22 protein-coding genes are annotated in these 22,775 nt (G+C 71.9%); 11 read left to right on the top strand and 11 right to left on the bottom strand.

Features of this window, described 5'->3' with window-relative positions:
* Nucleotides 1–10 precede the first annotated feature (10 nt).
* A complete protein-coding gene (locus LRM40_RS15155; RefSeq protein WP_151123609.1) occupies nucleotides 11–1,114 on the top strand; it encodes an ATP-binding protein in 1,104 nt (367 codons plus the stop codon).
* Nucleotides 1,115–1,130: 16 nt separating this feature from the next.
* Here LRM40_RS15155 and LRM40_RS15150 read toward each other — a convergent pair whose 3' ends face one another.
* Nucleotides 1,131–2,093 (bottom strand): tetratricopeptide repeat protein, encoded by a 963-nt coding sequence (locus LRM40_RS15150; protein ID WP_151123608.1) that lies wholly within the window; start codon nucleotides 2,091–2,093, stop codon nucleotides 1,131–1,133.
* A 155-nt stretch (nucleotides 2,094–2,248) separates the two neighbouring features.
* On the opposite strand from LRM40_RS15150, the gene purE reads away from it, so the two are divergent.
* The 4 genes from purE to LRM40_RS15130 are packed head-to-tail and all read left to right on the top strand — an operon-like array spanning nucleotide 2,249 to nucleotide 5,962.
* Nucleotides 2,249–2,713, top strand: coding sequence for a 5-(carboxyamino)imidazole ribonucleotide mutase (gene purE, locus LRM40_RS15145; protein WP_151123659.1), 465 nt, complete (start codon nucleotides 2,249–2,251; stop codon nucleotides 2,711–2,713).
* Between the two features lie 4 nt (nucleotides 2,714–2,717).
* Nucleotides 2,718–3,896, top strand: a complete 1,179-nt coding sequence (locus LRM40_RS15140; RefSeq protein ID WP_151123607.1) for a 5-(carboxyamino)imidazole ribonucleotide synthase — start codon at nucleotides 2,718–2,720, stop codon at nucleotides 3,894–3,896.
* A gap of 3 nt (nucleotides 3,897–3,899) precedes the next feature.
* Entirely contained in the window at nucleotides 3,900–4,892 is a 993-nt protein-coding gene (locus tag LRM40_RS15135; protein WP_151123606.1) for an L-threonylcarbamoyladenylate synthase, read from the top strand.
* Nucleotides 4,893–4,927: 35 nt separating this feature from the next.
* The gene (locus LRM40_RS15130) at nucleotides 4,928–5,962 is read left to right on the top strand and encodes an SGNH/GDSL hydrolase family protein (protein WP_151123605.1); all 1,035 of its coding nucleotides are present in this window, start codon (nucleotides 4,928–4,930) and stop codon (nucleotides 5,960–5,962) included.
* A gap of 27 nt (nucleotides 5,963–5,989) precedes the next feature.
* On the opposite strand, the gene dacB is transcribed toward LRM40_RS15130, so the two are convergent.
* A complete protein-coding gene (dacB, locus tag LRM40_RS15125) occupies nucleotides 5,990–7,393 on the bottom strand; it encodes a D-alanyl-D-alanine carboxypeptidase/D-alanyl-D-alanine endopeptidase (RefSeq protein WP_231067578.1) in 1,404 nt (467 codons plus the stop codon).
* 138 nt (nucleotides 7,394–7,531) lie between these two features.
* On the opposite strand from dacB, the gene tsaB reads away from it, so the two are divergent.
* From tsaB to LRM40_RS15105, 4 genes are all read left to right on the top strand, one after another.
* The gene (gene tsaB / locus LRM40_RS15120; RefSeq protein ID WP_151123603.1) at nucleotides 7,532–8,263 is read left to right on the top strand and encodes a tRNA (adenosine(37)-N6)-threonylcarbamoyltransferase complex dimerization subunit type 1 TsaB; all 732 of its coding nucleotides are present in this window, start codon (nucleotides 7,532–7,534) and stop codon (nucleotides 8,261–8,263) included.
* A gap of 29 nt (nucleotides 8,264–8,292) precedes the next feature.
* A complete protein-coding gene (gene rimI, locus LRM40_RS15115; protein WP_151123658.1) occupies nucleotides 8,293–8,760 on the top strand; it encodes a ribosomal protein S18-alanine N-acetyltransferase in 468 nt (155 codons plus the stop codon).
* Complete coding sequence (locus tag LRM40_RS15110; RefSeq protein ID WP_231067577.1) at nucleotides 8,747–9,604, top strand: uracil-DNA glycosylase; 858 nt, start codon at nucleotides 8,747–8,749, stop codon at nucleotides 9,602–9,604. Before rimI ends, LRM40_RS15110 begins: the two co-directional genes overlap by 14 nt.
* A 253-nt stretch (nucleotides 9,605–9,857) precedes the next feature.
* Nucleotides 9,858–10,538 carry a DUF2087 domain-containing protein gene (locus tag LRM40_RS15105; RefSeq protein WP_151123938.1) on the top strand — a complete coding sequence of 227 codons (681 nt, stop codon included), beginning with the start codon at nucleotides 9,858–9,860 and terminating at the stop codon, nucleotides 10,536–10,538.
* Here LRM40_RS15105 and glmU read toward each other — a convergent pair.
* The 5 genes from glmU to LRM40_RS15080 all read right to left on the bottom strand — a co-directional run bounded on the left by glmU (nucleotide 10,492) and on the right by LRM40_RS15080 (nucleotide 14,839).
* Complete coding sequence (gene glmU, locus LRM40_RS15100) at nucleotides 10,492–11,886, bottom strand: bifunctional UDP-N-acetylglucosamine diphosphorylase/glucosamine-1-phosphate N-acetyltransferase GlmU (RefSeq protein WP_151123939.1); 1,395 nt, start codon at nucleotides 11,884–11,886, stop codon at nucleotides 10,492–10,494. The two genes, LRM40_RS15105 and glmU, sit on opposite strands and share 47 nt — an antisense overlap.
* Nucleotides 11,887–11,979: 93 nt before the next feature.
* Nucleotides 11,980–12,594, bottom strand: coding sequence for a DUF4136 domain-containing protein (locus LRM40_RS15095; RefSeq protein ID WP_231067576.1), 615 nt, complete (start codon nucleotides 12,592–12,594; stop codon nucleotides 11,980–11,982).
* Between the two features lie 45 nt (nucleotides 12,595–12,639).
* On the bottom strand, nucleotides 12,640–13,599 hold the full coding sequence (gene ttcA / locus LRM40_RS15090) for a tRNA 2-thiocytidine(32) synthetase TtcA (protein WP_151123940.1): 960 nt from the start codon (nucleotides 13,597–13,599) through the stop codon (nucleotides 12,640–12,642).
* Nucleotides 13,599–13,997 (bottom strand): dihydroneopterin aldolase, encoded by a 399-nt coding sequence (locus LRM40_RS15085; protein ID WP_151123941.1) that lies wholly within the window; start codon nucleotides 13,995–13,997, stop codon nucleotides 13,599–13,601. Before LRM40_RS15085 ends, ttcA begins: the two co-directional genes overlap by 1 nt.
* Before the next feature lie 2 nt (nucleotides 13,998–13,999).
* Entirely contained in the window at nucleotides 14,000–14,839 is an 840-nt protein-coding gene (locus LRM40_RS15080; protein WP_151123942.1) for an SDR family oxidoreductase, read from the bottom strand.
* 20 nt (nucleotides 14,840–14,859) lie between these two features.
* On the opposite strand from LRM40_RS15080, the gene LRM40_RS15075 reads away from it, so the two are divergent.
* Entirely contained in the window at nucleotides 14,860–15,975 is a 1,116-nt protein-coding gene (locus LRM40_RS15075; protein WP_151123943.1) for a class I SAM-dependent methyltransferase, read from the top strand.
* A 12-nt stretch (nucleotides 15,976–15,987) separates the two neighbouring features.
* Nucleotides 15,988–16,179, top strand: a complete 192-nt coding sequence (locus LRM40_RS15070; protein WP_022982149.1) for a DUF2905 domain-containing protein — start codon at nucleotides 15,988–15,990, stop codon at nucleotides 16,177–16,179.
* A gap of 55 nt (nucleotides 16,180–16,234) precedes the next feature.
* On the opposite strand, the gene LRM40_RS15065 is transcribed toward LRM40_RS15070, so the two are convergent.
* From LRM40_RS15065 to LRM40_RS15050, 4 genes are all read right to left on the bottom strand, one after another.
* Nucleotides 16,235–18,331 carry a S46 family peptidase gene (locus LRM40_RS15065; RefSeq protein ID WP_151123944.1) on the bottom strand — a complete coding sequence of 699 codons (2,097 nt, stop codon included), beginning with the start codon at nucleotides 18,329–18,331 and terminating at the stop codon, nucleotides 16,235–16,237.
* Nucleotides 18,332–18,492: 161 nt separating this feature from the next.
* Complete coding sequence (locus LRM40_RS15060; RefSeq protein WP_151123945.1) at nucleotides 18,493–19,713, bottom strand: multifunctional CCA addition/repair protein; 1,221 nt, start codon at nucleotides 19,711–19,713, stop codon at nucleotides 18,493–18,495.
* Nucleotides 19,714–19,737: 24 nt separating this feature from the next.
* Complete coding sequence (locus LRM40_RS15055) at nucleotides 19,738–20,685, bottom strand: complex I NDUFA9 subunit family protein (RefSeq protein WP_375138567.1); 948 nt, start codon at nucleotides 20,683–20,685, stop codon at nucleotides 19,738–19,740.
* A 37-nt stretch (nucleotides 20,686–20,722) separates the two neighbouring features.
* Nucleotides 20,723–22,750: a lytic transglycosylase domain-containing protein gene (locus tag LRM40_RS15050; protein WP_151123947.1), complete on the bottom strand. Its 2,028-nt coding sequence runs from the start codon at nucleotides 22,748–22,750 to the stop codon at nucleotides 20,723–20,725.
* Nucleotides 22,751–22,775: the final 25 nt, after the last annotated feature.

Genomic DNA, 22,775 nt, shown 5'->3' with positions numbered 1-22,775 from the left:
CGGCGCAGGCATGGCGTCGCGACTGGTCGAGCGGCTGGACGCCGCCATTGCCGCCGCGGAAGACCCGCTGCAGCGTGAGTGCCTGAAGGCCGAGCGGGCCGGGGCCCTGGCCCGTCACGGCCTGCTTGATGATGCCCGCTTCGCCCTGGCCGGTCTGCGCAGCCAGGCCCAGCGCCGCCGCAGTCCGCGGCTGGCCGCCTGGGTGGCGTTGGTCGACGGGCAGATCGACCACTTCGTGTCGATCACCCCCAAGGCCATGGACAAGTTCCGCCAGGCCCACAGTCTGGCCGTCGAGGCCGGGGACGCCGATCTGCAGGCCATCGCCCTGGGCTGGATGGCCACGCTGAACTTCAATGCCTCGCGTTTGCCGGCGCTGGCGGCCCAGCTGCGCGAGGCGCTTCAATTGGCCTCGCCGCAGAACCACGCGGCCAAGGCGCGCCTGGGTCTGGTGCTGGCCGATGCCCACCGCTTTGCCGGTGACGACAGCCGCTCGCAGCTCTGGTACCAGTTCGCCCGCGAGCACGCAATCGCCGAGGGTGACACCTCGATGATGAGTGCGCTGCTGCACAACATCGCGGCCATGCGCGCGGGCCGCATCGGTCTGGACGACGCGTTCGGGCAGGGCGATATCGAGGCCGCGCACCGCGCCCTGCTGGAGGCCGAGTCCACCGCCAACTACGACTGGGGTGCCGGGGCCGCGGCGCTCAAGACCATGGTGCCCTTGCAGGCGCGGGCGCAGCTGCTGGTGGTGCTGGGCCGCTGGGACGAGGCGGTGGCCTTGTTTGACACCCACCTGGGGCGTGCCAGGCAGGAGGGCATGGCCCACCGCGAGGCACGCTTCGTGGCCGAGCGGGCCTGGTGCCATCTGCGGCGCGACCGGCCGCGCGAGGCGCTCAAGGATGCCAAGCAGGCCGCCAAGTGCATCGATGCCCAGTTCGACGCGGACGACTGTGCGGCCACCCACGCCCGTCTGGCCCGTGTCTGGCGGGAACTCTCCCGCGAGGACGAGGCCCAGCGCCACCAGGTGCTGGCCGACCAGGCCCTGGCCGCCTACCGCGCGGAACAGCAGCGCTGGCGCGAGGCCCTGGCGCAGGCCCTGGACGGGCTGGGCTGACCAGGGCCGGCTCGGCTCAGAACAACGCCATGCTCAGCTTGCGGCGGTACTGGTCCAGCACCGGGTCGCTGGGCGTCACGGCCGCCTTGCCGGCGATCTCCAGCGTGCTGCCGGGGGCCGTGTCGGCGGCCTTGGGGGCCGGCTTGGTCATCAACTCCAGGATGGCCACATAGGTCTTGCGCGCGGCCTCGTCCTGCCAGGCCTTGTCGCGCATGATGATTTCCAGCAGTTCGTCCATCGCGTCGGTCAGCTGGCCGGCCACGAAGAGCTGCTGGGCTCGCAGGAAGCGGGCCGCAAAGTCGCGCTTGTTGGCGGCGATGGCCGCGTCCAGCGTGGCCAGGTCGGGCGCCTGCTGCACCGCCTCGGCGGCTTCGATCCAGCGCTGGATGGCGGCGAAGCGGCCGTCCGTCATCGCCTTCACCGACACCGGTTCAAACGCCGCGCGGGCCTGGGCCACCCGGGCCGGCTCGGTGCGGGCCAGGCCCAGCAGCACCTTCAGGTAATCCAGCCGGGCCACGTCGTTGGACGGGTCGATGGCCACCGCCTCCTGCAGCTTGGCCAGCACGGCCTCGATGTCGTGCTCGCCGCTGGCCAGCAGGGCCTCGGCTTCTTCCACCTCGGCTTCGGCGTCCAGGGCCTCCTCGCTGGGCACGTGCTTGTCCAGGAACTCGCGCACCTGGGCTTCGGGCAGCGCGCCGACGAAGCCGTCCACCGGCTGGCCGCCGGAGAACATCACGCAGAAGGGAATGGAGCGCACGCCGAAGGCCTGGCTGAGCTGACCGGCGATCTCGGGCTGCTCGTCGCTGTTGAGCTTGGCCAGCAGGAAGCGGCCACCGTAGGCGGCTTCCAGCTTTTCCAGCACCGGGCCGAGTGCCTTGCAGGGGCCGCACCAGGGGGCCCAGATGTCCAGCAGCACCGGCTGCTGGCGGGAGGCCTCGATCAGCTCGGTCTGGAAGTTCTCGATGGTGATGTCAATCATGGTCTCGGGTTCCTGGGGCCGGTCGGCGACAACCTGCATCAAATGGGGGTGAACACGGGAGCAACAAGGCCGGCCTAAAATCGCGGGTTTGGTGATCGGAGCATCCAGCCTTGAACAGTGCCTCGTCCGTTGCAGCGCCCGTCGTGGGCATCGTCATGGGATCTTCCAGCGACTGGGAAACCATGAAGGCCGCGGCGCAGATTCTCGCCGAGTTCGGCGTGCCGCACGAGGCCCGCGTGGTCTCGGCCCACCGCATGCCCGATGACATGTTCACCTATGCCGAGCAGGCCGCCCCGCGCGGTCTGCAGGCCATCATCGCTGGCGCTGGCGGCGCCGCCCATCTGCCGGGCATGCTGGCGGCCAAGACGGTGGTGCCGGTGCTGGGCGTGCCGGTGGCCAGCCGCCACCTGCAGGGCGTCGATTCCCTGCATTCCATCGTCCAGATGCCCAAGGGCATCCCGGTGGCCACCTTCGCCATCGGCACGGCCGGCGCCGCCAACGCGGCCCTGTTCGCGGTGGCCATGCTGGCCAACCGCGACCCGGCGCTGCGCGCGCAGCTGGAGGCCTTCCGGGCCCGCCAGACCGAGGCGGCACGGGCCATGACCCAGGACCTGGGCTGACACCATGACCCACCCGATCCGACCCCTGCAGCCCGGGGCCACGCTGGGCGTGATGGGCGGCGGCCAGCTCGGCCGCATGTTCGTCCACGCGGCCCAGGCCATGGGCTACCGCACCGCGGTGCTGGATCCGGACCCGGCCAGCCCGGCCGGTCTGGTGTCCCACCTGCACATCCAGGCCGACTACCTGGACCCGGCCGGCCTGCAGCAACTGGCCGAGGCGGCCGAGGCCATCACCACCGAGTTCGAGAACGTGCCGGCCCAGGCCCTGCGCACCCTGGCCGAGCGCCGCCCGGTGGCGCCGGCCGGTGATGCCGTGGCCATCTGCCAGGACCGAGCGGCCGAGAAGGCGCATTTCGGCGCTTCCGGCGTGCCCTGCGCACCCCATGCGGTGATCGAGACGGCCGAGCAGTTGGCCGCCGTGTCGCCCGAGTTGCTGCCCGGCATCCTGAAGACCGCCCGCATGGGCTACGACGGCAAGGGCCAGGTCCGGGTGGCCACCCCGGCCGAACTGGCCGCCGCCTGGGCCGAGTTGAAGCAGGTGCCCTGCGTGCTGGAAAAGCGCCTGGCACTGCAGCGCGAGTTGAGCGTCATCGTGGCCCGTGGCGCCGATGGCCAGATCGTGCACTTCCCGGTGCAGCAGAACCTGCACCGCGACGGCATCCTGGCCGTGACCCAGGTGCCCGCGCCCGAGGTGGACGCGGCCCTGGCCGCCCAGGCGGTCGAGCGGGCCGGGCTGATTGCCGCCGAGATGGGCTATGTCGGCGTGCTGTGCGTCGAGTTCTTCGTCGTCGACGACGGCCAGGGCGGCTCGGCCCTGGTGGCCAACGAGATGGCGCCGCGCCCGCACAACTCCGGCCACTACACCATCGACGCCTGCGATGTGTCGCAGTTCGAGCTGCAGGTGCGCTGCATGGCCGGCCTGCCGCTGGTGATGCCGCGCCTGCATTCGCCCACCGTGATGCTCAATCTGCTGGGTGACCTGTGGTTCGCCGACGGGCAGGAGCGCACCCCGCCCTGGGACCGGGTGCTGGACCTGCCGGGGGTGCACCTGCACCTCTACGGCAAGACCAGCGCGCGGCCCGGCCGCAAGATGGGCCACCTGACCGTCACCGCGGCCACGCCGGAGGCGGCCACCGCCACGGCCCTGCAGGTCTGCGCGCTGCTGGGCCTGCCGGCCTTCTGACGCATGCCGGTGCTGGACGGTCGCGATCCCGCCGCGCTGCAGCGCGCGGCCCAGGCCCTGGCGGCCGGTGCGCTGGTGGGCTTGCCCACCGAGACGGTCTACGGCCTGGCCGCCCGGGCCGATGACGACACCGCCGTCGGCGCGATCTACAGCGCCAAGGGCCGGCCGGTTGGCCATCCCCTGATCGTCCATGTGAGCGACGAGGCCGCGGCCATGGCCTTTGCCGCGGCCTGGCCCGAGCCGGCCCGCCGTCTGGCAGCCGCCTTCTGGCCGGGGCCGGTGACGGTCATCGTGCCGCGCCGTCCCGGCGTGGCCTCGCTGTCGGCCGGCGGACAGGACAGCATCGGCCTGCGCTGCCCCTCACACCCGGTGGCCCAGGCCCTGCTGCGCGAGGCGGCGGCCCTGGGGGTGCCCGGGGTGTCGGCACCCAGCGCCAACCGCTTCGGGCGCGTCAGCCCCACCACGGCGGCCCATGTGCAGGACGAGTTCGGCCCGGACCTGCTGGTGCTCGACGGCGGCGACTGCGAGGTGGGCATCGAGTCCACCATCGTCGACTGCTCGCGCGGGCATCCGGTGCTGCTGCGACCGGGGCGCCTGACCCGCGCCGAACTCGAGGCCGCGCTGGGTGAGCCGCTGCACGAACGCGACGCGGCCGCGCCGCGGGCCTCGGGCACGCTGACCTCGCACTACGCGCCGCGGGCCCGGGTGCGGCTGATGGACGGGCCCAGCCTGCGCCAGGCCCTTTCGGTGCTGCCCGCCCCCGCGGCCGGCCGGCCGCCGACCGTGGCGGTATATTCCCGCAGCGCCCGGCCCCCGTCTTCGGTCTGGCCGTTTCGCCCCATGCCGGCCGATGCCGCGCAGGCCGCGCACGAATTGTTTGCGGTCCTGCGGGAACTGGATGCCACCGGCGCGGCACTGATCTGGATCGAAACCCCGCCGGCCGACCCGGCCTGGGACGGGGTGCGCGATCGACTGCAACGGGCCGCGGCGGAGTGAACCGCCCGACCCTTCGACTCACCATTGGAGCCAAGATGAAATTCGCATTGCCCGCCCGCCTGTTGCGTGCCCTTGCTGCCGTCGGGTGTTCGGCCGGGCTGCTGGCCTCCTGCGGCGGCGGCACCTCGCACTACGACAAGTTCGTGCCCAGCCGCCTGATCGTCTTCGGTGACGAGTACAGCGCGCTGACCGATCCGAAGGGCACGGGCAACAGCTACAACTACGCGATGAACGCGGTGGACCCCACGGATTCCACCAACGCCACCGTGCTGTGCAGCGACAGCAGCCGCTACATCTGGGTGCAGCGCCTGGCCAGCTACTACGGCCTGGTGTTCAAGGAGTGCAACCCGAACAACCTGGCCAGCGGCAAGCTCAACGCCTTCATGCAGGCCCAGTACGGAGCCACCGAGCGCGCGGTGGAGGCCCAGGTCAGCGCCTTCCAGGGGGACATCGGCCACGATGCGCTGGGGAGCAACGACCTGGTCACGGTCTGGGTCGGCATGAACGACGTGATCGAGATCTACAAGGACAGCGTCACCTACAGCTCCACCGTGGACAAGACCACCGAGGCCGAGGCCCGGGGCGAGCGGCTGGCCCGGCTGATCAACAGCATCACCGACACCGGCGCCCGCGTGCTGGTGGCCCAGGTCTTCGAAATGGGCTCGACCCCCTGGGCCAAGGCCCAGGGCTCGTCCGAGGCCAAGCTGATGACCAGCATCTCGGACGCCTTCAACCAGGGCCTGCGCACCGTCCTGCTGAACGACGGCAGCAAGATCGGCCTGCTGACTTTCAACGACGCCATCGCCAACCTGGTGCAGTACGGCAACTACGAGACCACCGAGGCCGCCTGCGACGACGCCCATGTGGCCGACATCGACAACGCCTCGGCCGACAGCAACGGCTACCTGGATGGCTCGGCCAGCCTGTCCACCTGCACCACGGCCACCGTGCCCAACGACAGCGCGGCCAAGAGGGACCTGTGGGCGGACGGCATCCACCTGAACAGCTACATCGCCCATTCCACCCTGGGCAACCTGGCCATCACCCGCGCGACCAGCAACCCGTTCTGAGCGTCCGGGGACGCCGGGGCGCCCTGTTCAGGGTGCCGGCGCGTCGTCCATGACCCACTGGGTCAGGGCTTCCAGCGCGGGCCGGGCGCGTCCGGCCTGCGCGTCGTTGACCAGGGCCACCAGCACGTAGCGGCGGCCGCTGCGCGAGAGCACATAGCCGGCCTGGGCGGCCACGTCGCGCAGCGAACCCGTCTTCAAATGGGCCCGGCCGCCGGTGGCGGTCGAGCGCTTGAGCGTGCCGTCCACGCCGCTGACCGGCAGCGAACTCATCAGCTCCGGCATCACCGGGCTGCGCCAGGCCTGCAGCAGCAGCGTGGCCAGTTGCGAGGCCGTGATGCGGGTCTCGCGTGACAGGCCGGAGCCCTTGTCCACCACCACCTGCGCCGCAGCCTCCGGCCCCAGGTGGCGCACCAGCCAGTCGTGCAGCGCGGCGCGCGCATCGTCGGGCGTGGCGGGGCGGTCGGGGTCGGCGTATTCCAGCATGCCCAGCGTCAGGAAGAGCTGCTCGGCCATCAGGTTGTTGCTGAATTTGTTGATGTCGCGCACCACCTCGGCCAGCGGGGGGGAGCTTTCCTGCCAGGTCGGGTCGGCCTGCGCCGGCACCGTGCCTTCCCTCACCTGACCGTCGAGCTGGCCGCCCATCTCCTGCCAGAGCTGGGCGATCAGCCGCGCGTTGTAGTGCGCCGGGTCGGCATAGGCCACCGGCCAGTCCTTCTCGCCGCAATCAGCCCCCAGGCTGCCCTGCAGGCGGATGCGCGTGGGGTCGCTCCAGTCGGGTTGCAGGGCGGTGCGCCAGTCGCCGCAGGGCCGCGGGCTCAGCGGCACCGTCTCGGGCAGGCTCACCCCGGCCAGCAGCGGTTCCGCGCTGACCCGGGCCACGCCGAGGTCCGGCTGCGGGCTGAAGTGCAGGGTCAGGGTCTTGAAATTCAGCAGCAGCACATCGGGCTGCACGTTGTAGGGCTTGCTGGGCTCGCCGTCGAAGTCCGCCGGCGTGCTGGGCGGCAGCTGCCAGGCGCTGCGGTCCAGCACGATGTCGCCGCGGATGCGGTGCACGCCCCGCTGCTGCAGATGGCGCAGCAGCAGCCACACCCGCTCCAGCACCAGGCTGGGGTCGCCGCTGCCGCGCAGCAGCACCGAGCCGTCGAGGACCCCGTCGCGCACCGGTCCGCTCAGGTAGACCGGCGTCTGCCAGGTCCAGGCCGGGCCCAGCTGGTCCAATGCCGCGTAGGTGGTGAGCAGCTTGAAGACCGAGGCCGGGTTGCGCGGGGTGTCGGGCGCCAGGCTCCAGAGCGGGCGCTCGCTGCCCACCTCCTGCACCACCACCGACAGGGCTTCGGCAGGCACCTGGGCCCGCCGCAGGGCGGTCTGCACCGCCGGGGGCAGGGCGGGCGCGGCCTGGGCCAGGGGCGCCAGCAGGGTCAGACAGAGCACGGAAAGCCGCAGGACGCGGCGCGGGGGGCAGGGCGTTCCTCGCATCGGGGAATCATCGCACGGCTACACTGGCGGGATGCTCCCCCTTGTCCCCTCGCTGCACTGGCCGGTCGCTCCGCGCCGGTCCCGGTTCCGCCCATGAAGCTGCTGGCGCTGGACACCGCTACCGAGCAGATGGCCGTGGCGGTGGGGGTGGGCGAGTCGGCCTGGACGCACGGCAGTGCGGGCGGCGCTCTGGCCTCGGCCACGCTGGTGCCCACCGTGCTGGACCTGCTGGCCCAGGCCGGGGTGGGGCTGTCGGACCTGGACGCCATCGCCTTCGGCCAGGGGCCGGGCGCCTTCACCGGGCTGCGCACCGCGGTGTCGGTGGCCCAGGGGCTGGCCTTCGGGGCCGGCAAGCCGGTGCTGCCGCTGGACAGCCTGCTGATCGTGGCCGAGGACGCCCGCGCCCAGGGTGCCCTGGATGACGCGCCTGCCGAGGGGCCCGAGGCCCTGCTGTGGGTGGCGATGGACGCCCGCATGGACGAGGTCTATGCCGCGGCCTACCGCCGGGGCGCGGCAGGCTGGGCGGCGGTCGTCGCGCCGCACCTGAGCGACCTGGACACCTTGCGGGCCCGCTGGGGCCACGCGCCGCTGCGGCTGGCAGGCAATGCGCCGGCGGCCTTCGGCGAGCGCCTGCCCCTGCCGGCGGGCAGCCGGGTCTGGGGCACGCAGCAGGACCGGGCCGGTGCGGCCCTGCGCCTGGCGCGCGAAGCCTGGGGCCAGGGCCGGGGGGTGCCGCCGGAACAGGCCCTGCCGGTCTACCTGCGCGACAAGGTGGCCCTGACCACCGCCGAGCGCGAGGCGCTCAAGCAGGGGGCGGGACCGTGAAGACCGACACCGCGCTGCGCCTGGTGCCGATGACCGTGTCCGATCTGGACGAGGTGCTGGCCATCGAGCAGCAGGCCTACCCCTTTCCCTGGACGCGGGGCAATTTCATCGACTCGCTGGCGGTGAACCATCCGGCCTGGCTGCTGCGTGCGCCGGCCGACGGGGCGCTGTGGGGCTATTACGTCGCCATGGGCGGGGTCGAGGAGATGCACCTGCTCAACATCACCGTGGCGCCATCGCGGCAGGGCCAGGGGCTGGCGCATCGGCTGCTGGACGACCTGGACCGGCAGGCCTGCACGGCCGGGGCGCTGCAGCTCTGGCTGGAGGTGCGGGAGAGCAATGCGCGGGCCCGTCACGTGTACGAGCGCAACGGCTTCGTGGCCGTCGGGCGTCGCAAGGGCTATTACCCGGCGGCCCAGGGCCGGGAGGATGCGGTGGTGATGTGTCGCCCGGTCAAGGCCGAGGATGCGCAGGAGGCCGGGCATGCCGTGGACTGAGCGCCAGCAGGCCCTCTTGCAGGGCATGGGCCTGCGCATCTGGAGCCCGCCGCCCGCTGCGCTGCGGCCGGCCGCACCCCAGGCGGCTCCTGCGATCGTCCCCTTGGCGGTTCAGGCGCCGGTCGAGGCGCCGACACCGGCGGTCACCCAGGGGGGGGAGCCCGCCCCGGCGCATCCCGTGGTGTCCGCGCGGACGCCGCCTGCCGCTCCCGCTGCCGCGGCAGTGCCGCCGCCCTCGGCCCCGTCGCCGCAGGCCGCCGGCGTGGCCGCGATGGACTGGCCCGCGCTGCGCGAGGCCGTGGCCGGCTGCCAGGCCTGCGCCCTGTGCGAGAGCCGCAGGAACACCGTCTTCGGCGTGGGGCACCCCTCGGCCGAATGGATGATCGTCGGCGAGGCGCCGGGCGAGCAGGAGGACAAGCAGGGCGAGCCCTTCGTCGGCGCGGCCGGACAGTTGCTCGACGCGATGCTGCAGGCCGTCGGCCTGACCCGGTCCGAGGCCGACGCAGCCCACCAGGTCTTCATCGCCAACACCCTCAAGTGCCGGCCGCCGCGCAACCGCAACCCGCAGCCCGAGGAACTGGCACAGTGCGCGCCTTTCCTGCACCGGCAGATCGCCCTGGTGCGGCCCAAGGTGCTGCTGGCCATGGGACGCTTCGCCATCCAGCAGCTGCTGGGCCGGGACGAACCCATCGGCCGCCTGCGCGGCCAGGTGCACGACTACCACGGCACCCCGGTGATCGTGACCTACCACCCGGCCTACCTGCTGCGCCAGCCCACCGAGAAGGCCAAGGCCTGGGAGGACCTGTGCCTGGCGGTCTCGGTCTACCGGCAGCGCCAGGGCTGAGCTTCGGCCCGGCGGCACCGGCGACCGGGGACGGGCCGATTCGGCTAGACTGGCGTCCGGTCGGCAGTTCACCCAGGCGTCGTCGCGCGGTCCTTCCGCGAGCTAAACCTGCCCTGATCCTGAGTCGCTCACGTGTGTCCGCCCCGGCCCTGTGGCCCGGCAGGCTGCGGTGGGAACCGGCAAGCCGACGACCCCCGGCCGCGCGTGCGTGCGCGTGGTCTGCCCGCCGTGGCCCGCACGAGGAGCCGCCTTCATGGCCCGTATCCCGACCTCGCTGGTCATCGCCGACCTGTCGTCCTTCGCGCGCCAGCTCGCGCGGGCCCTGGCCGACAGCGCCACGCCGCCCAGCCATCTCCAGTTCCTGAACCAGATCGCCCGCGCCGCGGGCTACCGCAACCTGCAGGCCTTGCAGGCTGGCGCGCCGCAGGGGGCGCCGGCGATGGCCGCGGACGTTTCGCCTGCGGACCCCGCGCCGGTGGACGCGGCCCCCGCGCCCCTGAGCGATGCCGCCCGCCGCGCGCTGCTGCAGTTCGACACCGCCGGCCGCCTGCAGCGCTGGCCGGCCAAATACAGCGTGCAGCGCCTCATCCTGTGGCCGCTGTGGGCCCGCTTCGAGCCCCGGCGCAGCTACACCGAGGCCGAGGTCAACACGGTGCTGAAGGCCGCCAACACCTTCGGCGACCATGTGACGCTGCGGCGCGAGCTGGTGAACCACCGGTTGCTGGCGCGCGAGTCCGACTGCTCGGCCTACTGGAAGCTGCCGGCCCGCCCCGACGACGAGGCCCGCACCCTGATGGCCGCCTGGCGGGAACGCCAGCGGCAGCGCGACGGCGCCCGGGCCCTGGCGCCGGAACGGCAGGCCGCCCGCGTGGCCTTCACGCAGCGGCTCAGGGCTTCGGGGCCTTCTTCGGCCGGGTCCAGCCTCCCAGGCTGACCTGACGGGCCCGGGCCACGGTGAGCTGGCCCGGCGGCGTGTCCTTGCTGATGGTGGAGCCGCCGCCGATGGTGCCGCCTTCGCCCAGGGTGACCGGGGCGATCAGCACGCAGTTGCTGCCCACATGCACGTCCGCGCCGATCACGGTGCGGTGCTTGTTGGCGCCGTCGTAGTTGGCGGTGATGCTGCCGGCGCCGTAATTGACCCGCTCGCCCACCGTCGCGTCGCCCAGGTAGGCCAGGTGGTTGGCCTTGGCGCCGTTGGCCAGCGTGCTGTTCTTGACCTCGACGAAGTTGCCGATGTGCACCTCGCGGCCCAGCACCGCGCCGGGGCGCAGGCGGGCGAAGGGGCCGATCAGCGCGCCTTCACCGACGGTGACGCCATCCTTGTCGCCGTCAATGTGGGTGAAGGGGTGGATCACCGCGCCGGCGGCGATCGTGGCGTTGCGGATCACGCAGTTCGCGCCCACCCGCACGCCGTCGCCCAGGCTCACCGTGCCCTCGAAGAGGCAGTTGACGTCGATCTCCACGTCCTGCCCGCAGGCCAGCGTGCCGCGCTGGTCGAAGCGGGCCGGGTCGGCCAGGCGCACGCCGGCCTCCAGCAGGGCCTGGGCCTGGCGGCGCTGCAGGCGGCGCTCCAGGTCGGCCAACTGGGCCGGGCTGTTCACGCCCAGCACCTCGGTCTCGTCGGCCGCGCTGGCCGCCACCACCGGCACGCCCTCGGCCACCGCCATCGCGACGATGTCGGTCAGGTAGTACTCCTGCTGGGCGTTGTCGTTCTTCAGGGCGGCCACCCAGCGCTGCAGCGCGGCGGTGGGGGCGGCCATCATGCCGGTGTAGACCTCGCGGATGGCGCGCTGGGCTTCGCTGGCGTCCTTGTGCTCGACGATGGCCTGCACCTGCGTGCCGTCGGCACTGCGCACGATGCGGCCGTAGCCCGTCGGGTCGTCCAGCGTCACCGTCAGCAGGGCCAGGCGCTCGCCGCCGCAGGCCGTGGCCAGTGCCTGGGCGGTGGCCGGCTCGATCAGCGGCACGTCGCCGTTGAGGATCAGGGTGGTGCCGGCGCTCGCATCCAGCGCCGGGCTGGCCTGCAGCACCGCGTGGCCGGTGCCCAGCTGGGGTTGCTGGCGCACGCAGCGCACCTCGGGGGCCGTGGCGCTCACATGGCGCTCGACCTGCTCGGCCTCGTGGCCGGTGATGACCAGGGTGCGTTGCGGCTGCAGGGCCGCGGCGCGCTGCAGCACATGCTGCAGCAGGCTCTGGCCGGCCAGGGTGTGCAGCACCTTGGGCCGGGCCGAGCGCATGCGGGTGCCCTTGCCCGCGGCCATGATGACGACATTCAGCGCCATGAAGGGAATTCCTTGTCCGGGCCATCCGACGGGGATGGCGAAGCAGGAATTATCGGCGCTGTCGGCCCCACCGCCGGGCGGGGTCCGGCGGGTTCAGGGCAGGGTCACGTTCACCGCGTGCGGCTTGCCGTCCACCGCCGGGAATTCCTTCATCGCGGCCAGGAACATGGCCTCGAACAGGCTGCGTCCGCCGGTGGTGCTGCCATTGGTGCTGGCGCGCGACTCGTAAAGCGCGGCCCCGCTCTCGCGGTCGCGGATGAGCACCGCCACCTCGCGGGTGTATTCGGGCTGGTAGTAGCCCCAGCCCCAACCCGGGCCGGCCCAGGGCGTCATGCGCCAGCGCGGGCCCCAGGGGTGCATCCACAGCGGGTCGTCCCAGGGCGAGCGGTCGGCGCGGTCCCAGCGGGCGCCGATCTGCACCAGCACATCGGGCTTCTGGCCTTCGGCCGCAGCGGTGAAGCCGGCATCTTCCAGGGCCGGACGGGCCATGTCCTCAAGGTTTTGCTGCTCCTCGCCCTTGGCCTGCTGCGAAGGCAGGCGGTCGAAGGCATAGGTGCCGACGTGGCGCTCGGCCGGCCAGCTGCCGAAGCTGCTGACCTCGACGTTCATCGTGTTGAAGGCGGCACAGCCGCCCAGGCCCAGCGTGGCCAGCAGGCCCAGCATCACCGCCGGGCGGCCGAGCCGGCGGCAGACATCCATTGCGCGCATCGTGTGTTGCTCCTGTTCATGGAACAGGACGATTGTGACGCTGGCTCAGAGCTTGTCCAGCCGGATGGTCTGGACCGCGGGCTGGGCCGGCGTGCCGCAGTCGTCGTCCTCGTCGAAGGCCTTGTCGCCCTGCGGATCGGGCCGGCCCGTCGGTTGGAGGCTGGCGAAGGGGTAGAGGTTCCGGTCCATCATGTGCGAGAGCGTGATGTTGCCCATCGCGGTGAACATGTTGTCGATGCGGCCGGGGTACTGCTTGTCCCACTCGCGGATCATCTTCTTGGTCAGCACGCGCTGCAGGTTCTCCTGGTTGCCGCACAGGCTGCAGGGGATGATGGGGAATTCGCGGTGCACGGCCCAGGTTTCCAGGTCGGTCTCGGCCACATACGCCAGCGGGCGGATGACGACGAACTCACCGTTGTCGCTCACCAGCTTGGGCGGCATGCCCTTCATGCGGCTGCCGAAGAACATGTTCATCAGCAGCGTCACCACCATGTCGTCGCGGTGGTGGCCCAGCGCGATCTTGTTGCAGCCCAGCTCCCGCGCCACGCGGTAGAGGATGCCCCGGCGCAGCCGCGAGCACAGGCTGCACATGGTCTGCCCTTCCGGGATGTGCTTCTTGACGATGGAGTAGGTGTCCTGCGTCTCGATGTGGAAGGGCACGCCCACGCCCTTGAGGTAGTTGGGCAGCACATCGGCCGGGAAACCCGGCTGCTTCTGGTCCAGGTTGACCGCCACCAGCTCGAAGCGGATCGGGGCGCGCTTCTGCAGGTTCATCAGGATGTCCAGCATCGAGTAGCTGTCCTTGCCACCCGACAGGCACACCATGACCTTGTCGCCTTCTTCGATCATGTTGAAGTCGGCGATGGCCTGGCCCACCTGGCGGTGCAGGCGCTTGCTGAGCTTGTTCATCTCGAAGGCGTGCTTCTTGGCCTTGCGGGCCTCTTCGGCGGAGGCCGCCTCGGCCTCGCTCAGCGCGGGGGCGGTGGTCTCGTTCACGGCGTTCATCAGGCGGCTTCCTTCAGGCCGAAGACTTCGCAGCCCACGGCATCGCAATCGGGGTAGACATCGGGCTTCTCGGTGGAGACCCGGGCGGCGCGCACCTTGGGGTGGGCCAGCATGCGGGCCAGCACGTCGTCGCACAGCGTTTCCTGCAGGTGGATGTGGCCCTGGGCCACCCGCTCGGCGATGGTGCGGCGCATGAAGTCGTAGTCCACCACCTCCTCCAGCGCGTCGCGCGTGGGGGTGGACTGGGCCAGCGGGATGTAGAGGTCCACGTTGATCAGCACCCGCTGCTCGCCGCGCTTCTCGAAATCGTGCACGCCGATGTTGATGCGCACTTCGTAGTTGCGCAGGAAGAGCCGGCGGCAGTCGCGCAGGCTGGGGTGGGAGAGGGCGGAGTGCATGGTCATTCTTTCGGGGAGGGGGCCGCGGGGGCCGTGGGCTCCTGGCGGGCCAGGAACAGCACGTCGCGGCCCTGGGCCGCCAGGTGCTGGCCACCATCCACGACCAGCGTGGTGCCGGTGATGGCGGGGGATTCGATCAGGAAGCGCACCGCGCGGGCGATGTCCTCCGGCGTGGAGGACCGCTCCAGCGGCGTCATGCGGTGCGCCTTGGCGTATTCCTCGGCGGACATGGGGCCCGACAGCAGCGTGACGCCCGGCGCCACACCCGCCACCCGCACCCGTGGCGCCAGGGCCTGGGCCAGCAGCACGGTGGCCTCGCGCAGCGCGGCCTTGCTCAGGGTGTAGGAGAAGTAGTCCGGGTTCGGGTTCCAGAGCTTCTGGTCCAGCAGGTTCACCACGCAGCCCTGGCCGCCGCGTTCGGCCACATGGGCGGCCAGGGCCTGGGCCAGCCAGATCGGGGCGGCGGTGTTGGCCTGCCAGTGGCGCGCCAGGTGCTGGCTGTCGCAGGTCAGGGCGCTGTCGTATTCGAACAGCGAGGCGTTGTTGACCACCGCGTCCAGCCGGCCGAAGTGGTCCAGCACCTGGGGCAGCAGGGCGCGGCAGGCGGCCTCGTCGGCCAGATCGGCCACCACCACGGCGGCCCGGGCGCCCAGGGCCCGCAGTTCGGCGGCGGTGACTTCGGCTTCCTCGCGCGAATGGCGGCAGTGCACCGCCACGTCATGGCCGTGGGCGGCCAGTTCCAGCGCGATCTGGCGGCCGATGCGCCGCGCCGCGCCGGTCACCAGGGCGACCGGACGGTGCGAATGAGGGGAATGCGGCGGGGTGGACGGGGATGACGACATGCCAAACCTACAATCTCGCGATGCCAACAAGCGAACCCGACAGTGTATCGGCGGCCCTGACCGCGCGCCTGCGTGCGGTCATCGAGGCCGAAGGAGGCTGGCTGCCCTTCGACCGCTACATGGCCGAGGCCCTGTACGCACCGGGCCTGGGCTATTACGCCAATGCCAGCCGCAAGTTCGGCTGGCTGCCCGAGAGCGGCAGCGATTTCGTCACCGCCCCCGAATTGTCGCCGCTGTTCGGCCGCGCGCTGGCGCTGCAGGTGGCGCAGGCCCTGCAGGCCAGCGGCACGCGTGACATTTTCGAGTTCGGTGCCGGCTCCGGCGCCTTGGCCGAGCAGGTGCTCGACGCCCTGGCCGCTGCCGGCGTGGCGCTGGACCACTACAGCATCGTGGACCTGTCGGGCACGCTGCGCGCGCGCCAGGCCCAGCGCCTGGCCCGCTTCGGTGACACGGTGCGCTGGCTGGACGCCTGGCCCGCCGAGATGCGCGGCGTGGTGCTGGGCAACGAGGTGCTGGACGCCATGCCGGTGCAGCTGCTGGTGCGCAGCGACGATGGCTCGCAGTGGCTGGAGCGCGGGGTGGTCTGGCACGAGGGCCGGCTGGTCTTTGCCGACCGGCCCACCGACTTGACCATCCCCTTCGACGGCCCGGTGCTGCCCGGCACGGTGACCGAGATCCACCCCCAGGCCGAGGCCTTCGTGCGCAGCCTGGCCGGCCACCTGAAGGCCGGTGCGGCCTTCTTCATCGACTACGGCTTCCCGGAAGCCGAGTACTACCACCCGCAGCGCCACCAGGGCACGCTGATGTGCCACGCCGCCCACCGGGCCGACCCGGACCCGCTGGACCGCCCGGGCGAGAAGGACATCACCGCCCATGTGAACTTCACCGGCATCGCGCTGGCGGCGCAGGAGGCCGGGCTGCAGGTGCTGGGCTACACCAGTCAGGCGCGCTTCCTCTTCAACTGCGGTCTGCTGGACCTGATGGCCGGGGCCGACCTGAAGACCAAGACCATGGCGCTCAAGCTGGTGGACGAGCACGAGATGGGCGAGCTGTTCAAGGTGATTGCCCTGGGGGCCCCTGGGCTGGACCTGGACCCCATCGGCTTCACCGAGGGTGACCGCACCCACCGCCTCTGAAGGAAGAACCCGATGCGCTGGATGCTGGTCTTCCTGATCGCCCTGCTGATCTTCAACCGCGCCGGCGAGTGGCTGCAGAAGATCGGCCTGGGCCGTCTGCCGGGCGACATCCGCCTGCGCCTGTTCGGCCGCGAGCTCTTCCTGCCCCTGGCCAGCAGCGTGGTGCTGGGGTTGATCGCCAGCGTGATCGGGCTGCTGATCTGAGGCCCACGGCCTGAAGGCGGGGCAGGCGTTCTGCACGCCCGCCCCGGGGCCACCGTCAGTGGACGGCGCCGGCCTTCAGTTCCTGCACCAGCCGGTCGGCGTGGTAGACCTTGTCCAGGGTCTCCAGGATGGCGCCGGCATGCACGCTGACCGCACGGTTGTCGGCCTCGTCGTACCAGTAGGCGCCCCCCAGCGAGCCCAGGTTGCCGTCGAAGATCAGGCCCACCAGCTCGCCGCGGCGGTTGATCAACGGGCTGCCCGAGTTGCCGCCGATGATGTCGTTGGTGCTGACCATGTTGAAGCGCTGCGCCGGGTTCAGAGCCGGCTGGGCGGTCAACCAGCTCTGGGGCAGGGCGAACGGGTCTTCACCGGTGGCGCGGGCGAAGGTGCCGCCGATCTCGGTGAAGGGGGCCACGGGCTGGCCGTTCTTCTTGAAGCCGCGGATCTCGCCGAAGCTCAGGCGCAGCGAGAAGGTGGCGTCCGGGTAGACCGAGGTGCCGGTGCGGGCGAAGCGCACCCGGGCGATCTGCTCGGCCGCGCGCGTCTCCACCGCCTTGACCTCGTTCTCATGGCGGGCCCGCAGAGCACGGGCCTCGCCGTCGGTGGCCAGGGCCAGGCGGATGAAGGGGTCCTGGGAAGCGGCGATGGCCGCCGCGCCGCCGTCCCACAGGGCCTGGCGCACCTTCGGGTCCCCCAGCGTCGTGCCGTCCACCAGCTCCGCGGCCAGCGTCTGCGGCGACTTGCGTCCCAGCACCTGGCGCACCAGGGGGGCGTCCGCGCCCAGCCACTGGCGCATCTGGCTCAGCGACCAGGCCAGCTTCACCTTCTCGAAGGCGGGATCGATCGGCCGGGGCGCGAGCAGATGGCGCTGGGTGGCCAGCAGGGCGGCGTCGGCGAACTCTGGCAGGCGCTCGCCGCTGGGCTTGCTGCGTTCGGCTGCCGCGCGCACCAGCGTGCGGGCCCAGCTGTAGTAGTCCGTCCAGTAGCCCTCGGCGCCTTCGGTGTAGGCCAGGTGGGGGTGGATCTCGCGGTAGACCCGGGTGGCGCGGGCGATGTCGTCCCAGGCGCCCAGCGTGTCCTTCAGTTCCGGCCGACTGGCAGCGAACTGGCGCAGCGCGGCTTCCTCACTGCGCTTGCGGGCCATCACCTCGGCATCACGCAGGGTTTCCAACTGGCCGTACTGCACCTTGAAACCGTTCTCGATCCAGCGCAGGGTCTTCTGGGCCAGGCGGTTCTGCTCGGTGCCTTCGCTGCCGTACTGGTTCAGCAGGCCGCGCTGCTCGGCCTCGCGCAGCAGGCGACCGGGCAGGTCCACGTCGCGCAGGGTTTCCAGCTGGGCCACGGTCAGCAGACGCTGGGTGCTGCCGGGGTTGCCGGCCGTGATCACCAGTTCGCCGGCCTCCGGGCCGTGCGGGTTGAACGGGAAGAACTCGGGCGTGGCGGCGGGGCGGCCGTTCTCGTACACGCGCAGCAGGCCCATGTCCAGGTCGTAGCGCGGGAAGTCGAAGTTGTCCGGGTCGCCGCCGAAGGCGCCGATGGACACCTCCGGCGCGAAGGCCAGTCGCACGTCCTGGTAGCGGTGGTAGCGGTAAAGGTGGCGGGCCCCGCCCTGGTAGAGCGTCACCACGTCACAGCGCACGGTGGCGTCCTGGCCGTTGACACAGGCCGACTCCAGGCGGGCGCGGGTGGCGTTGGCGGCCTCCGTGTAGGCCTGGCCGGTCTTGCCCGCCGTGGCCTGGGCGAAGGCGGCGCTCACGTCGGTGATCTGCTCCAGCCGGTTGAGCTCCATGCCGGGGCACTGGCGCTCCTCCTGCGGGTGCTGGGCGAGAAAGCCCTGTCGGCGCAGGTCCTGGCCCGGGCGGGAGAGGTCACCCAGGCAGCTGTCCACGCAGTGGTGGTTGGTCAGCACCAGGCCACCGGCCGAGACGAAGGAGGTGGAGCAGCCGCCGGCCATGCGGGCGGCCGAGTGCATCACCTTGTTCACCCAGGCGTCGTCGGGTGTGAAGCCGTACTTCTGGGCCAGGGTGGCCTTGGGCAGGTTGTCCAGGGTCCACATGCCTTCCATCGCGGAGGCAGCCAGGGGGGCCAGGGCGCACAGCAGGGTGGCGCCCAGCAGCGCGGTGGCGCTGCGGCGGTGCCGGGGCACGGGCATCGGGAAGGGTCCTTTGTGAGGCGGAAAACAACAGACCCCGCGCAGCTGGTGGTGCCGACGGGGTCTGGCGGCAAGGCCTGGCGGATCGAGCGCCGGCAGACCGAGTGTCACATGGACGCACGGGAGAGTGCGGAGTTCCGCACTTTCCGTGGCGGATCGGCTCAGATGGCCATGGCCACCGCGTTGGCCCGGGCCATGTGGATGGCGTCGCCGATCTGCGGGCCCTTGGCGCCGCGGGCCTGGGCCTCGGCCGCCACGCGGGCGGTGTCCACGTCCAGCCCGGCCTGCAGGGCCTGGCGCAGCAAGGGCGCGCTGGGGTAGTCGGCGTGTTCCAGGCCCAGGCGGCCGCGGGCATCGGCCTCGCACGCCAGCAGGGCCAGCTCGAAGCGCTCGGGCCGGCGGAAGGCATCACAGCGCTCCAGCAGGCGCAGGACCGCGGCGGCGCCGAAGGTGGCGGCCTGGTGGATGTGGGTGTGCTCGCGCGCCACCACCAGGGCCAGTTCGCTGCACTCGCTGGGCGGCTTCAGGCGGGCGCACAACTCGCGGGTCAGGCGTTCGCTGCGGGCCTCGTGGGCGATGTGGCGCGGCCATTCCTCGGGCGGGGTCGTGCCCTTGCCCAGGTCGTGGCACAGGGCGGCAAAGCGGGCGGCCAGCGGGGCTTGCAGGCGCGCGGCCTGGTCCAGCACCAGCAGCAGGTGGGCGCCGGTGTCCACCTCGGGGTGGAACTCGGGCCGCTGGGGCACGCCCCAGAGGCGGTCCACCTCGGGCAGCAGCCGGGCCAGGGCGCCGCAGTCACGCAGCACTTCCAGCATGCGGCTGGGTCGCGTCTCCATCAGGCCGGTGGCCAGTTCCTGCCAGACCCGCTCGGGCACCAGGGCATCGACCTCGCCGGCCTCGACCATCTGGCGCATCAGGGCCAGGGTCTCGGGCGCCACGGAGAAATCGGGGAAGCGGGCGGCGAAGCGGGCCAGGCGCAGGATGCGCACCGGGTCTTCGGCAAAGGCGGCGCTGACATGGCGCAGCACCTTGGCGGCCAGGTCGCGCTGGCCGCCGCAGGGGTCGATCAGCGTGCCGTCCTCGGCGCGGGCGATGGCGTTGATCGTCAGGTCACGGCGCTGCAGATCCTGCTCCAGCGTCACGTCCGGCGCGGCGTGGAAGACGAAGCCGTGGTAGCCCGGCGCGGTCTTGCGCTCGGTGCGGGCCAGCGCGTACTCCTCGTGCGTCTGCGGGTGCAGGAAGACCGGGAAGTCCTTGCCCACCGGGGTGTAGCCGGCGGCCAGCATGTCCTCGGGCGTGGCACCCACCACCACCCAGTCGCGGTCGTTCACCGGCCGCTGCAGCAGGGCGTCGCGCACCGCACCACCGACGACATAGGCTTTCATGGGGGTCTCGCTTCCAGGCCTGGTTCAGCGGTGGCGGGCCCGCCAGGCGTCCAGCCGGCCGCAGCGCTGGCCGGGCTGCAGGTAGCCCGGCACCACCGCCAACAGCGCGCTGGGGGTGATGCCCAGGGCCGCCAGGCCGGGGTGCTGGCCGGTGGCCACGTTGGGCACGGTCATGGAGGCCAGGTTGTCCCGGCTCATCAGGGTCTCGCCCGGGGCCAGTTCCATGGCCAGGGCCTGCAGCGTGGCCAGCGGGGCCGGCAGGGGCAGGATGGGCCGCGGGTGACCGCTGGCCTGGCCGGCCAGCTGCACCAGCTCGGCCAGCGTCTTCACCTCGGGGCCGGCGCATTCATAGATCTGGCCGATGGTGTTGGGGCGCTCCAGGCAGACGGCGATGGCCGCGGCCACATCATTCACCCACACCGGCTGGAAGCGGGCGTCCGCCCCGGCCAGGGGCATGACCGGGAACAGGGCCTGCAAGCGGGCGAAGAGGTTGAGGAAGCGGTCGTTGGCGCCGAAGATGACCGAGGGCCGCAGCAGCGTCAGATCCAGCCCGGCTTCGCGCAGCACGGCCTCGCCGCGGCCCTTGCTGCGCAGATAGCGCGAGGGGCCGGCCGGGTCGGCGCCCAGGGCGCTGACGTGGATGAGGCGGCGCACGCCCTGGCGCCGGCAGGCGGCGGCCAGGCGGCGAGGCAGGGCCACATGCACCTGCTCGAAGGCGGCCTCGCTGCCATGCAGGATGGCCACCAGGTTGACCACCGCGTCGCAGCCGGCCAGCAGGCGGTCGAGCTGGGCGTCGTCGTGCACATCGGCCTGCAGCACGTCCACCAGGGGCAGGGGTTGCACCACCTGGGCGTTGGCGAGCCGGCGGGTGGGCACGCGCAGGCGCGGGCCCGCCTTCCAGCGGTCCACCAGGGTTTCGCACAGGGCGCGGCCGACAAAGCCGCTGCCACCCAGAATGAGCACCGATCGCAAGTTCATGTCAGGCCAGTAGCAAGCCAGGGGCCAGGCGTCAGGGCAGGTCCGCGTCCAGGGCCGGGGCCGGCGTGGTGCGCGGCCCGATGCTGGGGCCCATGCGGGCCTTCAGCGACGCGGGCTTTCCGCCCATCAGGCCGGCATAGTAGGTGGCGTTGGACAGCACCTTCTTGACGTAATCCCGGGTTTCGTTGAATGGGATGTTCTCCACCCACATCGCCGGCTCCAGCACCGGGCCATCGCGCCAGCGTCGCGGGCGGTTCGGCCCGGCGTTGTAGGCCGCGGCGGCCAGGGGCTGGGAGCCGTCCATGTCGTCCAGCACCAGCTTGAGGTAGGCGGTGCCCAGCTTGAGGTTGACCGCCTTGTCGCTCAGCAGGCTGGGCTTGTAGTCCGTCATGCCGATCTTCTTGGCCGTCCACCTGGCGGTGGCGGGCATGACCTGCATCAGGCCGCTGGCGCCCACGCCGGAGCGGGCGTCGGTGATGAAGCGCGATTCCTGGCGCACCAGGCCGTAGGCGTAGGCGGGGTCCAGGCCGATTTCCCGGGCACGCGGCAGCAGCTCGTCGGCGTGCGGGGTGGGAAAGCGCTGGGCCAGGTCGAACTCGGCGCGGGTCTTCTCGCTGCTGTTGATGCAGCGGTCCCAGATTTCGCGCTCGCAGGCCAGCTGGGCGGCCGAGAGCAGCTCGCGGTCGCTCAGGCCGATGAGCGAGAAGTTCCATTCCCGCACCGCTTCGGAGCGCATGCCGATGCCGAACAGGGTCAGTGCGCGTTGCAGGCCGGGGTGGCGGCGCATGGCGTCGCGCTCGGTGGGGCTCAGGGCGGCGGGCCGCGGCGGCAGGGCTTGCACGCCGCCCAGGTCCTCGGAGGCCAGTTGGCCGTAGTAGCCCAGCTGCGGCGCCAGGGCCTGCAGCAGGGCCTGGCCTTCGCGGCGTTCGGTCTGGCCGGCGTCGCCGGGCTTGGCCAGGGCCAGCAGGGCCCGGCCGCGCCAGTACTGCCACACCGCGCTGTTGCGCTCGTCCACCCCCATGGCGTCGATGCAGCGCAGCACGCCGCGCCAGCGCGCCTCGCCGTTGCCCAGGCGCAGCCAGGCGCGGGCCTGCCAGGCCAGGGTGTCGTCGGTCCAGTCCGGGTCCTTGGCGTCGCGCTTCTTCAGCCGGGCCCAGGCCTTCTCGGTCCAGTCCAGGGCCTCGGGCATCAGGGCGAAGGCGGCCTGCCGGGCGGTGATGGCCCAGGCCCAGGCGGCGTTCTCGGCATCCAGCCGCTGGCCCCAGTGCTCTTCCAGCTGCTTGGCGGCCACGGCGGGGTCGCCGGCGGCCAGCCGGGCCAGGGCCAGCGCGGTCAGCTCGTCCTCGCGGCGGCTGCCGCTGCGGGCCTGGCGGGCCAGGTAGCGTGCCGGGTTGTCGAAGATGGCGGTCAGTGGCTTGCTCACGCCCTCGCCCAGCAGGCCGGCCACAGCGCGGGCCTGCTTCTGGCGGTTGAATTCCACGGCCTGACGCAATTTGCGCCAGACATCGGCCTCGCTGAACTGGCGGGCGTCGAACAGGGTCTGGGCCAGCAGTTGGCAGCCGTCGTCGGGCTGCTTCTGGTCCATCCAGGCCTGGCGGGCGGCTTCGGTGACGGCCTGGCCGGACTGCTGGGCCGCCACCAGCGCGTAGCAGGTGACCTCGCGGTCGTCGTCCATCCGGAAGTGCGGGTACTCGCGCGCCACGCCGGCCCAGTCGCGCCGCTTGCCCAGCTCCAGCAGCCAGTCGTTGCGCAGGCGGTCTTCCACGTAGCTGCCGGGCCAGCGGGCATAGAAGGCCTCGACCTCGGGGGCCGAGACCTCGCTCAACCGGCCGCTCAGGTCCCAGTAATCGATCCAGGGCGCCAACGGGTAGCGCGCATCCAGCGCGGCGGTCTTCAGCGCGGACAGCCGATCCTTGTCGCGCTTCTGGAAGGCCTCCTTGGCCTGTCGGATCAGGGTGTCGTCCAAGTCCTGGGCCGAGGCGGCGGGCAACAGGCCGGCCGCGCCGGCCAGCAGGCCCAGGGTGAGGGCGGCCAGGGGGCGGAACAGGAAGAAGCGCATCGTCCGGCACTGTACCGCAGGCCCG

Origin of the sequence: Ideonella dechloratans (assembly GCF_021049305.1) — a bacterium.
Classification (GTDB): Bacteria; Pseudomonadota; Gammaproteobacteria; order Burkholderiales; family Burkholderiaceae_C; genus Ideonella; species Ideonella dechloratans.
Note: the sequence above shows the minus strand (reverse complement) of the source record. Positions and strands in the feature narration are given on the sequence as shown.

Bases quoted from the DNA above. Each gene is read 5' to 3' on its own strand.
- LRM40_RS15155 (WP_151123609.1), top strand. From the start codon at position 11: ATGGCGTCGCGACTGGTCGAGCGGCTGGACGCCGCCATTGCCGCCGCG.
- LRM40_RS15150 (WP_151123608.1), bottom strand. From the start codon at position 2,093: ATGATTGACATCACCATCGAGAACTTCCAGACCGAGCTGATCGAGGCC.
- purE (WP_151123659.1), top strand. From the start codon at position 2,249: ATGGGATCTTCCAGCGACTGGGAAACCATGAAGGCCGCGGCGCAGATT.
- LRM40_RS15140 (WP_151123607.1), top strand. From the start codon at position 2,718: ATGACCCACCCGATCCGACCCCTGCAGCCCGGGGCCACGCTGGGCGTG.
- LRM40_RS15135 (WP_151123606.1), top strand. From the start codon at position 3,900: ATGCCGGTGCTGGACGGTCGCGATCCCGCCGCGCTGCAGCGCGCGGCC.
- LRM40_RS15130 (WP_151123605.1), top strand. From the start codon at position 4,928: ATGAAATTCGCATTGCCCGCCCGCCTGTTGCGTGCCCTTGCTGCCGTC.
- tsaB (WP_151123603.1), top strand. From the start codon at position 7,532: ATGAAGCTGCTGGCGCTGGACACCGCTACCGAGCAGATGGCCGTGGCG.
- rimI (WP_151123658.1), top strand. From the start codon at position 8,293: ATGACCGTGTCCGATCTGGACGAGGTGCTGGCCATCGAGCAGCAGGCC.
- LRM40_RS15110 (WP_231067577.1), top strand. From the start codon at position 8,747: ATGCCGTGGACTGAGCGCCAGCAGGCCCTCTTGCAGGGCATGGGCCTG.
- LRM40_RS15105 (WP_151123938.1), top strand. From the start codon at position 9,858: ATGGCCCGTATCCCGACCTCGCTGGTCATCGCCGACCTGTCGTCCTTC.
- glmU (WP_151123939.1), bottom strand. From the start codon at position 11,886: ATGGCGCTGAATGTCGTCATCATGGCCGCGGGCAAGGGCACCCGCATG.
- LRM40_RS15095 (WP_231067576.1), bottom strand. From the start codon at position 12,594: ATGCGCGCAATGGATGTCTGCCGCCGGCTCGGCCGCCCGGCGGTGATG.
- ttcA (WP_151123940.1), bottom strand. From the start codon at position 13,599: ATGAACGCCGTGAACGAGACCACCGCCCCCGCGCTGAGCGAGGCCGAG.
- LRM40_RS15085 (WP_151123941.1), bottom strand. From the start codon at position 13,997: ATGCACTCCGCCCTCTCCCACCCCAGCCTGCGCGACTGCCGCCGGCTC.
- LRM40_RS15080 (WP_151123942.1), bottom strand. From the start codon at position 14,839: ATGTCGTCATCCCCGTCCACCCCGCCGCATTCCCCTCATTCGCACCGT.
- LRM40_RS15075 (WP_151123943.1), top strand. From the start codon at position 14,860: ATGCCAACAAGCGAACCCGACAGTGTATCGGCGGCCCTGACCGCGCGC.
- LRM40_RS15070 (WP_022982149.1), top strand. From the start codon at position 15,988: ATGCGCTGGATGCTGGTCTTCCTGATCGCCCTGCTGATCTTCAACCGC.
- LRM40_RS15065 (WP_151123944.1), bottom strand. From the start codon at position 18,331: ATGCCCGTGCCCCGGCACCGCCGCAGCGCCACCGCGCTGCTGGGCGCC.
- LRM40_RS15060 (WP_151123945.1), bottom strand. From the start codon at position 19,713: ATGAAAGCCTATGTCGTCGGTGGTGCGGTGCGCGACGCCCTGCTGCAG.
- LRM40_RS15050 (WP_151123947.1), bottom strand. From the start codon at position 22,750: ATGCGCTTCTTCCTGTTCCGCCCCCTGGCCGCCCTCACCCTGGGCCTG.